At 72.3% G+C, this 13607-nt stretch carries 9 protein-coding genes and 2 pseudogenes; 7 read left to right on the plus strand and 4 right to left on the minus strand.

Translation table 11 applies throughout. From position 1 onward, the window contains the following. Window positions 1–704 precede the first annotated feature (704 nt). Both ACIOFR_RS38355 and ACIOFR_RS38360 read left to right on the plus strand, forming a co-directional pair. Window positions 705–1154, plus strand: a complete 450-nt coding sequence (locus tag ACIOFR_RS38355) for a hypothetical protein (protein ID WP_401004865.1) — start codon at window positions 705–707, stop codon at window positions 1152–1154. A 208-nt stretch (window positions 1155–1362) separates the two neighbouring features. After that, complete coding sequence (locus ACIOFR_RS38360; protein WP_401004867.1) at window positions 1363–4206, plus strand: AAA family ATPase; 2844 nt, start codon at window positions 1363–1365, stop codon at window positions 4204–4206. Window positions 4207–4277: 71 nt separating this feature from the next. On the opposite strand, the gene ACIOFR_RS38365 is transcribed toward ACIOFR_RS38360, so the two are convergent. Continuing rightward, window positions 4278–7100: a BTAD domain-containing putative transcriptional regulator gene (locus ACIOFR_RS38365; RefSeq protein ID WP_401004869.1), complete on the minus strand. Its 2823-nt coding sequence runs from the start codon at window positions 7098–7100 to the stop codon at window positions 4278–4280. Window positions 7101–7562: 462 nt separating this feature from the next. Between ACIOFR_RS38365 and ACIOFR_RS38370 the strand changes: the two genes are divergently transcribed. The 5 genes and pseudogenes from ACIOFR_RS38370 to ACIOFR_RS38390 all read left to right on the plus strand — a co-directional run bounded on the left by ACIOFR_RS38370 (window position 7563) and on the right by ACIOFR_RS38390 (window position 11650). Then, window positions 7563–9341 (plus strand): BTAD domain-containing putative transcriptional regulator, encoded by a 1779-nt coding sequence (locus ACIOFR_RS38370; RefSeq protein WP_401004871.1) that lies wholly within the window; start codon window positions 7563–7565, stop codon window positions 9339–9341. An 85-nt stretch (window positions 9342–9426) separates the two neighbouring features. Continuing rightward, window positions 9427–9546, plus strand: a pseudogene (locus ACIOFR_RS38375) (ribonuclease HI); the annotation flags it as partial. Window positions 9547–9614: 68 nt separating this feature from the next. After that, window positions 9615–9893: a hypothetical protein gene (locus ACIOFR_RS38380; RefSeq protein ID WP_401004873.1), complete on the plus strand. Its 279-nt coding sequence runs from the start codon at window positions 9615–9617 to the stop codon at window positions 9891–9893. Then, a pseudogene (locus ACIOFR_RS38385) lies at window positions 9850–10528 on the plus strand (helix-turn-helix domain-containing protein); the annotation flags it as partial. The gene ACIOFR_RS38380 and the pseudogene ACIOFR_RS38385, both read left to right, overlap by 44 nt. A 282-nt stretch (window positions 10529–10810) precedes the next feature. Next, window positions 10811–11650: a hypothetical protein gene (locus ACIOFR_RS38390; RefSeq protein WP_401004875.1), complete on the plus strand. Its 840-nt coding sequence runs from the start codon at window positions 10811–10813 to the stop codon at window positions 11648–11650. A gap of 596 nt (window positions 11651–12246) precedes the next feature. Here the strand turns inward: ACIOFR_RS38390 and ACIOFR_RS38395 are convergent. From ACIOFR_RS38395 to ACIOFR_RS38405, 3 genes are all read right to left on the minus strand, one after another. Continuing rightward, window positions 12247–12546, minus strand: a complete 300-nt coding sequence (locus ACIOFR_RS38395; protein WP_401004877.1) for a hypothetical protein — start codon at window positions 12544–12546, stop codon at window positions 12247–12249. Between the two features lie 16 nt (window positions 12547–12562). After that, on the minus strand, window positions 12563–13291 hold the full coding sequence (locus tag ACIOFR_RS38400) for a hypothetical protein (RefSeq protein WP_401004878.1): 729 nt from the start codon (window positions 13289–13291) through the stop codon (window positions 12563–12565). Next, window positions 13263–13607: transposase (locus ACIOFR_RS38405; RefSeq protein ID WP_401004880.1), on the minus strand; the 345-nt coding region annotated here is incomplete at its 5' end. The genes ACIOFR_RS38400 and ACIOFR_RS38405, both read right to left, overlap by 29 nt.

Below are 13607 nucleotides of genomic sequence, written 5' to 3' on the forward strand. Positions count from 1 at the left end.
CGCGCCCCGACAGGCTCGAACGGACGGCTTCGGGGCCATCCTCGCCCTGAACGGCCTCGGTGTCCGGCGGGCACCGGTCCAGAACAACAGCGTGGTCCTCTCCCCGGAGTGAGGACCCGCCGAACGCCACTCACAGGCCCGGCCGCTCGGCCTACTACCCACTGGTCGGAGCCGCCGGGGGAGTGGTTGCGGATCACCGCCCGCCGGCACGCCGCACAGACCCCTCCGCCGGCTCGTCGCCACGTCGTCGGGCCGCCGCGGCCTGGGCACCGGCCGCCAGGTGGAGGCTGCCTCCCGCATGACTACCTGCAAGTCAACGTCCACCGGGTTGGTGTCCGTCGGGAGATGGAAAGCCTGCGTCAGCACCCCCAACGCGATCCGATCCGACAACCGGTCACCCACCGGCGACTCCACCTGTCCAGGCCTCGACACATCCCATCCAACGACCCAGACCCACCAAAGTCAGCGGTATTGGTACTGGGCCCCCGGTCCGGCGATTGCGTCCCGTCACACCGCGGGACCCAATCCCTTCGGTACCGACCGTCATCCGCACCGGCCCGGCGGGCCCCTAGGTTGGGGTGCGAACCGGGCAGGTCGAGTGGTCCCGGTCACCGGGCGGCGGTCGCTGCCCGCTGGGTCGCTCAGCGGCGCCGACCCCGCGACGTGCGGGTGGCGCACCGGCAGGGGTACGGGGGAATGACGATGTGGAGCGCGGATTCGCTGATGCAGGTCGGGAGACAACCCGGCCGGCCGACCCGACCGACCGGGTCGTCGTCACCCTGACGGTCGCGCCCGGCGGAACCCGCTGGATGTCCTACCTGATCAGCGGTCAGTCCGATCCCGAAGGCTACGTCATCACCGTGACCGAACGGTTCATGAGGATCCACCGCGTCACGGGCCTGCTCTACCGGCCGAGGGAGCCCCGCCACACGATCAGCAGACCGGACGCCGCGCGGCGGATCACCGGTGTGCGCCGCGGCCACCCGTGGAGCTCGTTCCGCTTCGTGCTCCCCGGCGCCGCGGGGGAGCCCACCCGGCTGAACGTGCGTCGCCACTGGCGTCCGGAGCTGGACCGGTTCACCGCCGTGCTGGCCGCCGACACCGTCCGTACGAAGCGTCCGGCCCGTGCAACCGTGCGCACGCGGCGAACTTAGCAGACGGTTACGCCCGGGCTGAAGGATGGTGTCGAGCCGGATCGGGCGGGTCGCCCACCGGACCGACCACGGTTCGCCAGCCGGCCCACGGGCCGGGAAGAGGACCACCGACTCGTACCCTTGAGCGCCCATGTCTGATCTCCCCGTACAGAAGTCCACCCCCGGTACACCGGACTCCGGTGATCCCGGCGCCGGCCACGGTCACCGGTTGGGCGATCCCCTGCTGATCGGCCGGGACGCCGAGATCGACGCCCTGGTCGAGGTCCTGCGGCATGACCCCGGCCGGGGGGCGTTCGTCCTGGTCCACGGCGAAGCAGGCAACGGCAAGACCGCACTGCTTCGCGAGGTGCTCGGGCGGGTCCGGAAGGACGGGGACACCCTGGTGTCCGCCTGGGCGGACCCGTTCGAGAGCGGGGTGGAGTTCGGCGTCGTACGCCAGCTGTTCGAGCACGCGGTCCTCAGCGCCACGATGGAGGGAGCGGACTCCCTCTTGGAGGGGCCGGCGGCGCCCGCCGCGGAATTGCTGCTCGCCCCCGCGACCGCGCCGGCCCGCCCCGCGACCGCGGACGGCACCATGGCGCCGACCCTGAACGGGCTGAATTGGCTGGCCGTCGCACTCGCCGCCCCCGGCCGCCTCATCGTCGCGATCGACGACCTGCAGTGGTCCGACCGGGCCTCCCTGCTCTGGCTTCAGTTCCTGCTTCGCCGTGCCGACGACCTGCCGGTGGTCGTCATCGCCACCACCGGTCCCACCGAGGCGTCGCCGGACGTCGACGTCCTCGACCGCGTCGTCCCGCTCTTCCGGTACCGGCTCGCCCTCACCGCCCTCGACGGTGCGGCCGTCGCCGCCGTCGTCGAGGAGATCCTCGGCGAGGCCGGGGACGAGCGGTTCCGCGACGCCGTCCGGACCGCGACCGGCGGCAACCCGTTCCTCCTCCACACCCTTCTGCGCTCGGTCAGGACCTCGGGACTGCGACCTGACGCGGAGACCGCTGACCAGATCACCAGGTACGTACCGGCCGACGCGGGCCGGGCCGTCCACCAGCTCCTGCGGTCCGCCGGTCCGCATGCGCAGGCCGTCGCCCGGGCCACCGCCGTCCTCGGCGGCACGCCGGCCCTCGACCTGGTGGCCGCCGTCACCGGGCTTCCGGAACCGGCCGTCCGGGACGCCGTGCACGCACTGGAACGGGCCGGGCTGATGTGCCCGTCCGGGGACATCGCCGACTTCGTCTGCCCCATGATCAGGGTGGCCGTCGCCAACGACGTGCTGCCGAGCGAGCGGCAGGAGGTGAACGCCCACGCCGCCCGGGTGATGCTGGACCAGGGCATGCCCGTGGAGCAGGTGGCGGCCCACGCCCTCCAGGCGCCGGTGGGCCTTCCCTGGACACCCGACCTGCTGTGCCGGGCCGCCGACGAGGCGGCGCGTGGCGGGGCTCCCGACCGCGTGGTCACCCTGCTGCGCCGAGTGCTGCGCGAACCGCTCGGGGACGACCTCCGGGCCACCGTGCTGATCCGGCTCGGCGAGGCGGAGCTGGCCTCCGACGTCCCGGCGGCCGTCCACCACCTGCGGCAGGGACTCGACCTGTCCCGTGACCCGGCGGAGCGGACCGGGGCGGCCCGGCGCCTGGCCGGCGCGCTGTTCGCCCTCGACCGCTACCCCGACGGGGTGGACGTGCTCGGACGCACCGCCGAGTCCCTGCGCGAGGCCGACCCCGCCCGGGCCCTGCGCCTGGAGATCGACCAGATCTACGCCGGTCTCCACGAGGCCGCCTTGGCTCCCGTTGTGCTCCCCCGCCTGATGGACCTGCAGATGTCCGACGCTGCCGGAACCTCGGCCGAACGGCCGCTGGCGGCCCTGCTCGGCCTGCGCGCGATCATGCAGGGCGAGTCTCCCGCCGAGGCCGTGGCCCTCGCCCGGCAGGCCCTGACCCACGGGATGAACCCACCGGACGACGAGTCCCTGGTCTACACCGGCGCCGTGCTCTTCCTCAGCACCACCGGCGAGACGGAACTGGCCCTGCGCTACGCCGACGCCGCCGTGGAGGAGGCCCGCCGGAGCGGCTCGGCCTTCACCCTCGTCCACAGCACCGGCATTCGCGCCTGTGTGTACAGCCAGCTCGGCCGCGTCCTGGACTGCCAGCGGGAAGCGGAGGCCACACTGCAGACGCTCCGGGAGATCGGCGTCGACCCGCGGCACGCCCACAGCGTCCTGGCGACGGCCGTCCTGACCGAGTCGCTCCTCAGACAGGGGCGGGTCGACGAGGCGCAGTCCCTGCTGGAACGCGACCGCCTGACCGCCGGGCTGAACGGGCACTGGGTCAACGACTACGTCCTGCTGGTGCGCGGACAGTTGCGGGCCGCCCAGGGGCGGCCGGCGGACGCGATCACGGACTTCCGCAAGTGCGGCGAGCGGACCGAGGCCCGGGGCATGGGGTGCCCGTGGATGTACCCCTGGCGCTCCGAGGCCGCCCTGGCCCATCTGGCGCTCGGGGAGCACGAGGCGGCCCGGACGCTGGCGGCCGAGGAGTTGGCGATCGCCCGGCGGTGGAGCGTCCCCGAGGCCGTCGGGGCGGCCCTGCGGGTGCTGGCGATCGCCACCGGCGGCCCGCAGGGGCTCGACCTGCTGCGGGACGCGGTGCGGACGCTGGAGGGGACACCGGCCCGATTCCGGCACGCACTGGCCCTGGTCGACCTCGGGGCCCGGCTGCGTCGCGCCGGACGCGTGGCCGAGGCCCGCGACCACCTGAAGGAGGCGGTCACCGCGGCCCACCGGCACGGCGCCGCGCTGGTGGCCGATCGCGCGTTGGAGGAGCTCCGGGCCGCAGGAGACCGCCCCCGCACCCGGACCTTCCAGGGGGTGGGCGCCCTCACCCCCACGGAGTGCCGGGTGGCGGGTCTCGCCGCCAAGGGCATGACCAACCGGGAGATCGCCCAGCACCTGTTCGTCGGCCTGCGCACGGTGGAGGTGCACCTGACCAACGCCTACGGCAAGCTCGGCATCGAGGGCCGCCCCGGCCTCGCGGAGGCGCTCTCACCGGCGGAGGACCCCTGACCCCCGACCCGGACGGGGTCGACGGTCCCGGGTACTTCCGCCGTCAGCCCCGTCAGGGCTCGTCAGCCCCGTCAGGGCCCGTCCGCTCCCTGCTGCGCGGCGAGGGCGCGAGCGAGCGTGTCGCGTGCCAGTCCCTCTATCCGCCCCATCTGAAGCCGCTGGCCGGCGGCCACGGACTGCTCGGCCCAGCTCGCCGCCTCGGCCGGACGGCCGGCGTCCAGATGACAGTCGGCGATGAACAGCAGGGAAGAGGGTTCGAAGACCGGGAGGTCGTGGGCGCGGGCCAGGGTCAGGACCTGCTCGTACAGCGAGATCGCGTGCTCGAAGTCACCCAGGACGCGTATCGCGCGGCCGGAGCAGTGCAGCGCGTAGGCTTCGCCGAACGGATCCCCGAGGGCCCTGAACATGCTCAGGCTCTCCTCGCCCGCGCGGCAGGCAAGGTCGGGTTCCTCGTCGGCGAGGTGCCAGACGACGCTGTTCGCCAGAGCGTTCGCCTTGGTCCAGGCGCTGCCGCAGCCCTCGGCGAGGCGGATCGCCTCGCGAGAGAAGGCGAACGACTCCCGAGGAGAGCGCTGCCGTCGATGGGCGATCATGGCCAGGACGTTGTTGATCTCGGCCAGCACGGGCAGGTCCCGGCAGGCTCCGGCCTGCTCGGCCGCCCGCGCGGAGACGGGTTCGGCCTCGTCCAGCTCGTGCAGTTGCATGAGACCGCCGCCGAGCATGTAGCCGGCCCGGCCTTCGGCCCGCGCGTCCCCGTGAGTGGCGGCCAGCTGCATCGTCCGGCGGCAGACGCCGATGAGCTCGCGCCACAGGAAGCCGGTGTCCAGGTGAGGGTCGAGAGCCAGCAGAAGGTCCGCGACGGCTGCGTGCGCGCCGGTGATGTCGAGTGCCTGGCCGGCCAGGTCGAGCAGGTTGCCGCCCTCCTCGTCCAGCCAGCGGTGTCCGTCCGTGCGCTCGGGCATCGGCAGTCCGGGCACCGCCACCGGGTTGAGGACGTCCGGGATGCCGTGGCCCGGCCGGACGATCCGGTACGCGTTGGCTGCCGTGGCCACCGCATGGTCGACCATCCTGAGAACGAGAGCGGAACGCTCCTGCTCCGGGTCCAGCTGTTCGGCCCGGGCCTGGGCGAACAGCCGCAGCAGGTCGTGGTACCGGTACCGGTCCGGGGCGGGGGACTCCAGCAGACCGGCTTGGACCAGGCCCTCCAGGACGTCCAGGAGGGGCCAATCCTCCAGCTCCAGGGCCGCGGCGGCGGACGGCAGGGACAGGTCGGTCGTCTCCGGGACGGCGAGCAGCCGGAAGGCGCGCGCGGCGAGCGGGGACAGCTGGTCGTAGCTGAGCTGGAAGCACGCCTCGACGGCGAGGTCGTGCGTGCTCAGCTCCGCCAGCCGCTGCCGCCGGTCGGCCAGGCGCCGGCAGACCTCGGCGAGCGACCAGTCCGGGTGTGCGGCGGTGCGTGCGGCGACGATCCGGATGGCGAGCGGGAGGTGGCAGCAGGCCGCGAGCAGCTCGCCGGCGGCCTCGGGATCCGCGCCGACCCGCTCGTGGCCGGCGATCCGTGAGAACAGCTCGAGCGCCTCGTCGGCCTCCAGGACGTCCAGGTCCACCTGCCGGGTGGGCGCCAGGCCGAGCAGGCGCGAACGGCTGGTCACGAGGACGGCGCTGTGCTCGGACCCGGGCAGCAGCGGCCGCACCTGGGCGAGGTCACGGGCGTCGTCCAGGACGACCAGGACCCGGCGCTCGGCGAGCAGTGACCGGTACATCGCGGCGCGTTCGTCGACCTGCTCGGGCAGGGCACTCTCGGCCACGCCCAGGGACCGCAGGAAGCGGGCCAGGACGGCCCCCGGTTCCATCGGGTCCGGGCGGGCACCGCGGAGGTTGACGTACAACTGGCCGTCGGTGAAGCGGTGGCCCACGCGCTGGGCGACGTGGACGGCCAGCGTCGTCTTGCCGACGCCCCCCAAGCCGGCCACGGCGACGATGGCCGGAGCCATCGCCTGCGGCGCCTCCACCAGGCGCACCAGGGCCTCGACCAGCTCGTGGCGGCCGGTGAACTCCGGTACATCGGCCGGCAGTTGCGCCGGACGGGGATGGCCCCCCGCCTCCCGGCCGGCCACGGGTGCCGCCGGGGTGGCGAGGTCGGGGTCGCGGCGGAGGATCCGCTGGTGGAGGTTCTGCAGCGGACGGGTGGGCTCGACTCCCAGCGTGGCATCCAGGTGCCGGCACGCGTCGGCGAACGCCTCCAGGGCCTCGGACTGCCGACCGCTGCGGTACAGGGCGGTCATCAACAGTGCCCTGAACCCTTCGTGCAGCGGGAACTCCTCCACCAGGGAAGCGAGTTCCCCCACCTTCCGGGCGTGATGCCCGAGTGCCAGGACGATGTCGAGCCGCTCGTGCACCACGGTGAGGCGACGCTGGGCGAACCGCGCGCGCAGCCGCTCGGCGTGGGCGCCGGGGATACCCGCCAGCGGCACCCCCGTCTGCAGCTCCAGGGCCCGTCGCAACCGGTCGGCCGCTCCCGCGAGGTCGCCGACGGTCCTGAGGTGCGCCGCCTCCCGCACCAGGGTCTGGAAGGCGGCGAGGTCCGTCGCGCCCGGCGGCAGTCGGAGCACGTAGCCGCCGCCCGCCGAGACGAGCACCCGCGGTGCGGTGCGGTCCTCCTCCAGCACCTCCCGCAGCTGCGAGACGTGGTTGCGGACCGCGGCGACCGCCCGGGTCGGCGGGGTGTCCCCCCACAGCCCCTCGATCAGTTCCTCCGTGGTCACCGCACGACCCTGGGACGCGGCGAGCTGCGCCAGCACCGCCCGCCGCTGGGCCGGACCGAGGCCGAGTTCCTCGGTGGCCCTCCAGACCCGTACGGGCCCCAGCAGCTCGATCCGTATGTCCGTCACCATGGTCCCCGTTCATCGCTTTCGATCACCACTCGGGTGCGCCGGCCCTGCCCGGCCTCCGCCGAGGTACGGCGGCGGTCTGCACACGGGCGTCCTGCGCCACCGGTGTCCCGTACGACCGGCGTCCGCCGACGCGCTGGCCGCGACGAGGACTCGGCGAGACGGACCAACCTAGCCGCTGCGCAGGTACGGCAGCACACCGACGCCCCGCCGAGCCGGGCCGCGTGGCGCCCGGTGGCCGCGACCCGGACGCCCCGCACTCGCCTGACGTGCGAGAATGCCGCTTCCGCCGAAGCCGCCACGGGTCGTACCCGGACGACGGCCGCAGGTCCAGCGTGGGGGCGGACGGCGGCAACGTACCCCGACGAAGTAGCGCGAGGGAGCACGAGCGGTGCCGGGCGGTGTCGGACGGAGGATGGGTCGGAGCAGGTCGTGGAGGGTTTGAGGATCTCTCTGCTGGGTCCGGTGCGGATCCAGCACGGCGGGCACGAGATCGCCGCCGGAGCCGGACAGCGCCAGGCCGTTCTGGCGGTGCTCGCCCTGAGCGCGGGCCGGGTCGTGACGGCCGATGAACTCGTCCGGCGGGTCTGGGGGGAGAGCGCGCCGCCGTCCGTCGCCGCGATGGTGCGCAACCACGTCTCACGCCTGCGGGCGACGATCGGGGCGGAAGCCGGCGATGCGGCGAGGATCCTGGTCTCCCGGGCGGGGGGCTACGTCCTGGAGCTCGCGGACCGGGGTCTGGACACCGCGGAGTTCGACGTCCTGGCGGACGCGGCGGCCCGCCGGCAGGATCGCGGGGAGGCGGCGGCCGCCGCCGGGCTCTACCGCGAGGCGCTGGGGCTGTGGACGGGTACCGCGCTCTCCGGCGTCCCGGGCCCCTACGCCGAACGGCAGCGGGAGCGTCTCACCGAACGGCGGTTGGCCGTTCTCGAGAGCTGCCTGGAACTGGAACTCGGCCTGGGCGGCCATGCGCGGCTGGTGGAGGAGCTGACCGCCCTGTGCGCCGAGCACCCGCTGCGGGAGAACCCCAGGGGGCTGCTGATGGCCGCCCTCTACCGCAGCGGCCGGCAGGCGGAAGCCCTGGAGGTGTTCACCGCCACCCGCCGGGTGCTGACCGAGGAACTGGGCGTCGAGCCAGGCTCCGGCCTGCGGCGATTGCAGCAGCGCATCCTGGCCGCGGATCCCGGCCTCGCGCCGCCGTCGCCTGCCACCGGGCCGGCCCACGGGGTGGCGCCGAGCGCCGCGACGGCGAAACGACCGGCCCAACTTCCCGCTGATGTCGGTGACTTCACCGGACGGACCGCGGAGGTCGAGGCGATCGCGAATGGCCTCACCCGGGAAGGTCCGACGGCGGCCCTTGTCACGGTCTCGGGCGCCGCAGGCGTCGGGAAGACCACCCTGGCCGTACGGGCGGCCCGGACCGTCCGTGCCGCTTTTGCCGACGGCCAGCTCTACGCCGACCTGAGCGGCGTACGGGGTGAACCGGCCGACCCTGCCGAGGTCCTGGGGGGCTTCCTGCGGGCCCTCGGCGTGCCCGCACCAGCGATCCCCGCGCACCCGGGGGAGCGCGCGGAGCTCTACCGCACCGTCCTGGCCGGACGACGCGTCCTGGTGGTGCTCGACGAGGCCCGGGACGAGGAGCAGATCCGTCCCCTCCTGCCGGGCGGATCCTCCTGCGCCGTGCTGGTCACCGGCCGCGCCCGCCTGCCCGGGCTCCGTCCCTCCCTCGCCGTGGAGCTCGGCCTCCTCGCGCACGCCGAGGTCGTCGAGTTCCTGTCCGCCGTCGTCGGGCACCCCCGGATCGCCGCCGAGCGGGCCGCCGCAGACGACATCGCGGCAGCCTGCGGTGGTCTGCCCCTCGCGCTGCGCATCGCGGCCACCAAGATCGCGGCCCGGCCCTCCTGGAGCCTCGCCGCCATCGCCGCCCGCCTGACGAACGAGGACCGCCGGTTGGGCGAGCTGCGTGTCGGCGATCTCGCCATCGAGTCCGAGCTCCGACTCGGCTACCGGCGGCTGACCGATGAACTCGCCGCCGCCTTCCGGCGCCTCGCCGGTCCTGGACTCCTCCCGTCCGACTGGTCGACCGAGGAGGCGGCCGCCGTACTCGGGCTGCCGGAGGAGGCCGCGTCCGGAATGGCGGAACGGCTCGTGAACGCCGGGCTGCTGGACTCTCCCGGCCCCGGCCGCTACCGCTTCCACGAACTGGTACGGCTTTTCGCCCGAGCCGAGGCCGCGGCGACCTGAGGCCTGTCCGACGGGCCCCCGGGGGGCGGCGCGGTCGGCGCCGGGCCGTACGGGTGTGCGCGGAAACCCTGCGATCAGCGGTGGCATGGTGGACCGAGCGATCGCAGCATGTGACGGAGCGGCCAAGGGCAACCCGAGTCCGGCGGCCTGGGCCTTCGTGGTCGCCGACAGCGCGGGAACGCCGCAGTTCTGGAGGGCCGGCCCGGCGAGCTCACCAGCCCCGAGCGGGAGAAGCTTACCCGGCTGCGTCGCCAGGACCCCGAGCAGCAGAAGATGATCGCTTCGACCGGCTTCCTCGGAGCCAACGGCGCGAAGGTGCACGGCGGCGCGCTCTGGGTGACCGACCTCGACGAGGGCACCCTCGTGCGCATCCCGATCCGTCACGGAAGCCGGGCGGGAGTACCGCAGGTGAGGGCAACCGGCCTGGCCGGTATCGACGACTTCGCCTTCACCGGCCGCGGCAACGAGGTGCTCGCCACCCGCGGCCTTCACCGGCCGCGGCAACGAGGTGCTCGCCACCCGCAACGCCCCCAAACGCGTGCAGGTCCGTGAGATCGATGACGACGAGGGCAGACGGCTGCTGCGGATCGTCCGGCGGGGTACCGGGTCGGTGGTGACCTGGAGGCGGGCCCAGACGGTGCTGCTGTCCGCCCAGCGCATGACCGTGGCGAAGATCGCCGACGTGACGTTCACCAGCGCGAACCGGGTCCGGATGTGATCCACGACTTCAACACTGACGGCTTCGACTCGCTCTACCCGAAGTACAAGGGCGGACGGCCCACGACGTTCACGCTGCCCGAGCGCCGGGAGGTCAAGAAGATCGCGAAGTCCAGGCCGGCCGAGCACGGCCCGCCGTTCTCGACCTGGAGCCTGGCCGAGCTGGCCGACCTTCTGGTCGCCGAGGGGGTGGTCGACGACATCAGCCACGAGGGCCTTCGCATCCTGCTCCGCGAGGAAGGCGTCTCCTTTTCAAAGCGTGAAGACCTGGAAACCCTCGAAGGATCCCGACTACGCAGCCAAGAAGGCCAGGGTCGAGCACCTCTACGCGATCGCCGACGGCGAGGTCGTACCCGAAGAGGGCGAGCCCGAAGTTCTCCCTCCGATGGGGCCCGGAAGTCCCCCGCCGACCCGGAAGGCAGCGCCGGGGGCGATGGAGAGGCCCCCCCCGTGAGGGGGACGGGCGCCGCCTTCCCGGGTGCGGGCGGCAGCGGTACTACGGCCAGCCGAACCTCCGCGGCGCCGAACGCGCGAAGCCCGTCTTCCGCCTTCCTCCCGCCCGCTCCTCCGCCGGTATCTGTGCTTTGGACGGATCCGGACCCTCACCTCCGGCGTGCGGTGAGGTCTGTGCGGCCCGGTCAGGGATCGCGTGGTATTCCGACCTGGGCGGGAGGGCTGTGCAGGCCAGGGCTGTCCGGGTGGATCTGCGATTCGGGCGTGTGCGATCGGATGGCTCGGTGCATCCCTGAACCGTGGACACCACCGAGCAGCAGGCCACCGGCCCGGACGTCGCCCCGACGATCACGGCGAAGGAGCTGCTGGCCGGTGCCGCGGCCGCGCTCACGGTGACCGCCGTGGTGATCTGGTTCGCCGGTGGAGTCGTACTCGCGGCCCGGATGCAGGCGAGCGGTTTCCGGTGGGGGCTGGTGCTCAGTCAGATGCCGGCCCAGGTGCTTCGGGAGATCGCCGTCTCGTGGGTGCTGCTCCCCTCCGTAGCCGTCGCGGTGGTCGGCTATCTCCTGTCGCACATGGCGGTGCCTTCGGGTTCCCGGGCGCGTCGTTGGTTCACGCTCGTGTTCCGCCGTTTTCCCCGGGGTGTCTTCGTTTTCCTGACCGTGCTGCTCGTGGTCCCGGGCATCGTCACCTGGCACCACTTCGGTTCTGCCATCCCCGAGTGGTGGCTGATCGCCCCGGCAGCCGCCGTCGTCATCGCATACGCGATGATGCTCGGGGCGGCACTGCAGAGGACGTGGCGCTTCCGGAAAGCCCACCGCGGCGTGTGGGCGGCCGCGGTTGTCGGTGCGACGATGCTCGCTGCCGTCCCGGGTGCGGTGGTCCTGGCCGCCAGCATGCCTCTGCAGAACGCCCGGGCCTGCGGGGGAGGCTATGAGCTGGACACCCTGTTCATCGGTGCCGCCAGCGACTGGATCTACCTGGGGGAGTACAGCTACGACGAAAATGGCGGGAAGCTGCCGCCGCAGCTCGTCCTGGTTCCCACCAGCCGGGTCAATGCGGTGGGTGTGGCGAGGGGACTGGGCGCCGCAGACTGTCTGCCCACGACCGGTGAACTCGGGACCACCAAAGCGCGGTGAGCAACCGCGGGGATGGCGCGCTGGGCGGCCGAAGGGGCCCGGCGTGCTTCGCGCGGTGCAGCGTCGCACACACGGGCCCGGCAGCTCTCCCGCCCGCGGCCGCGGTCCGGCCGGCCCGCGCTTTCGAGCGCAAGGTGGGCTCGAGCCTTCGAGCGCGAAGGTGTTGCACCACCCCGGCGGGCCCCGAGTGTTTCGAGGATGTGGACGAAGGCTTTGGAGCCCGCACTCTGCCCGGGCGACCTGGCCGAACGGATCGAGGTCGACGGGCTGGTGGTGCACCGTTTGGGAGCTACGGGGAACATGGACGTCTGCTGCGCCGGGGGCGTTCGGCTGGATGTGGTCGGGGCCGGCTCGAGCAGTGTGGCGTGCTCGAGCCGGCCCCGCCTTGCTATCCCTCGGGCGGGACTTCGTCCACCAACGGGACGCCGTGGTGCAGCATCTTCTCCGTCACCGCACGCCACTCATCAGTATGTCCTCCGTCATGACGCGGTTGAAAATTGTCGGGATGTCAAAGCCCTTGTCTCGCCAGAGCACCGATCCGGTTCGGATCCGTCCCGGGGGTAGGCGTACTCTTCCATCCGTTGCTTGTGTTCCTGTCAGTCGTCGTCGCCGCGCACGTGTGCGCCGAGGGCTGCCGCGAGTGCCTCGGCGGCCGTCTCGGTGTTGTCCGTGTAGCGCCCTACGATGTCGATCCTTCCACGGCGCCATGAGAACACCGCAGTCTCGCCGGGAACCGAGTAGCCCTTCTGGAGGCCGATGTCGAGCCACTCTCGTGGCGGGCCCTCCTCGACGAGCGGGCTGGCGTCCGCGAGTGCTTCCCATTCACCCGGCTCGATCGGGTTCGACGGGCTCTGGGTCCAGTCCTGTGCGCGGGTGATGTGGAAGTCGTAGCTCATGTCCTCATTTCCTTTCTCATCCGGTCGAGCTACCGAACAGCAGTACCACGCCGTGGTTGTGTGCATATTCCTCCGCCCGCACCATGCCGTTGATCTGCCCTGTTGTCAGTGCCTTATTGGCATTGGTGATCACGTAGACCAGCCTGTCCTTGATCGCGCTGGGAGGCATCACGTCGGGGTGGTAGCGGTCGCCTGCATGGTTTGCAGCGTTGTCGATGCCTTCCTTCAGCCGGTTGAAGATGGCGGCTGCCGTCTGGTAGCTGGGCGCGGTGGTGTCCAGGGACTTGAGGCTGAGAGCCAGTCCGGTTTCCGGGTCGAAGTGGTCGAAACCGGTGAAGTTGTCGGGCAGGTTGCTCATGCCCATCTTCTCCTCGAAGGCGAGCCCTCGATCCCGGGCCTTCAAGCCCCAGAGGTTTAGCTCGGGGATGCCGGTGACTGCTCCGTGCTGGGCGATCTCCTGGGAGAGTTCGCTTCCGAGGCCGGGCATGCCGAGTGCGCTCGTCACGTTGGGGCCGCGGGGGGTGAGCCTGCGGGTCGCCCAGGACTCGAGGCCGCCGAGGCCGGCGAGGGCGACCTGTTGGGTGAGTTCGTCGGCGTGTTTCTCGACCTGGTCGGCGACGTTGTTGCAGCCGAATTCGCGGAGTTTGGCTGCGGCGGTGTACAGGGACTGTCCAGCCAACGGCTCTGGCCCGTAATCGGGATGCTGTTGGTGATCTTCAAGTGTCGTGGGTTCGAGTCCCGTCACGCAGTTGCCTGCACAGGCGCGTGAAGCGGGTTGCTGGGTTGGTTCTGTCGCCGTCCGGCTGATGCTGGTGGAGGCGGATGATGTTGGTTCCGGCTGCGGTGAGGACGTGCTGGACGTGGGTCTTCGCTGTGCCGCGGTAGCGGCAGTTGCGCAGGCCGTGGGCGTGCACGGTCTCGGAGACGGTGGCCTCGCAGCCGGCTCTCATGGCATACCGGTCCTGCCAGGCCTGGGTCTTCTGCTCTTTCCGGACGCGGTTTTGGATCTCTTGCAAGGGCTGGGGCAGCAGGAGGATGTGTCGGCCTCGTCCGGCGGTGTT

Origin of the sequence: Kitasatospora sp. NPDC088346 (assembly GCF_044740765.1) — a bacterium.
Taxonomy (GTDB): Bacteria; Actinomycetota; Actinomycetes; order Streptomycetales; family Streptomycetaceae; genus Kitasatospora.

Excerpts from the sequence above, each read along its gene's own strand:
- ACIOFR_RS38395 (WP_401004877.1), bottom strand. The coding sequence starts at position 12,546 with ATGAGCTACGACTTCCACATCACCCGCGCACAGGACTGGACCCAGAGC.
- ACIOFR_RS38365 (WP_401004869.1), bottom strand. The coding sequence starts at position 7,100 with ATGGTGACGGACATACGGATCGAGCTGCTGGGGCCCGTACGGGTCTGG.
- ACIOFR_RS38380 (WP_401004873.1), top strand. The coding sequence starts at position 9,615 with ATGATCGCTTCGACCGGCTTCCTCGGAGCCAACGGCGCGAAGGTGCAC.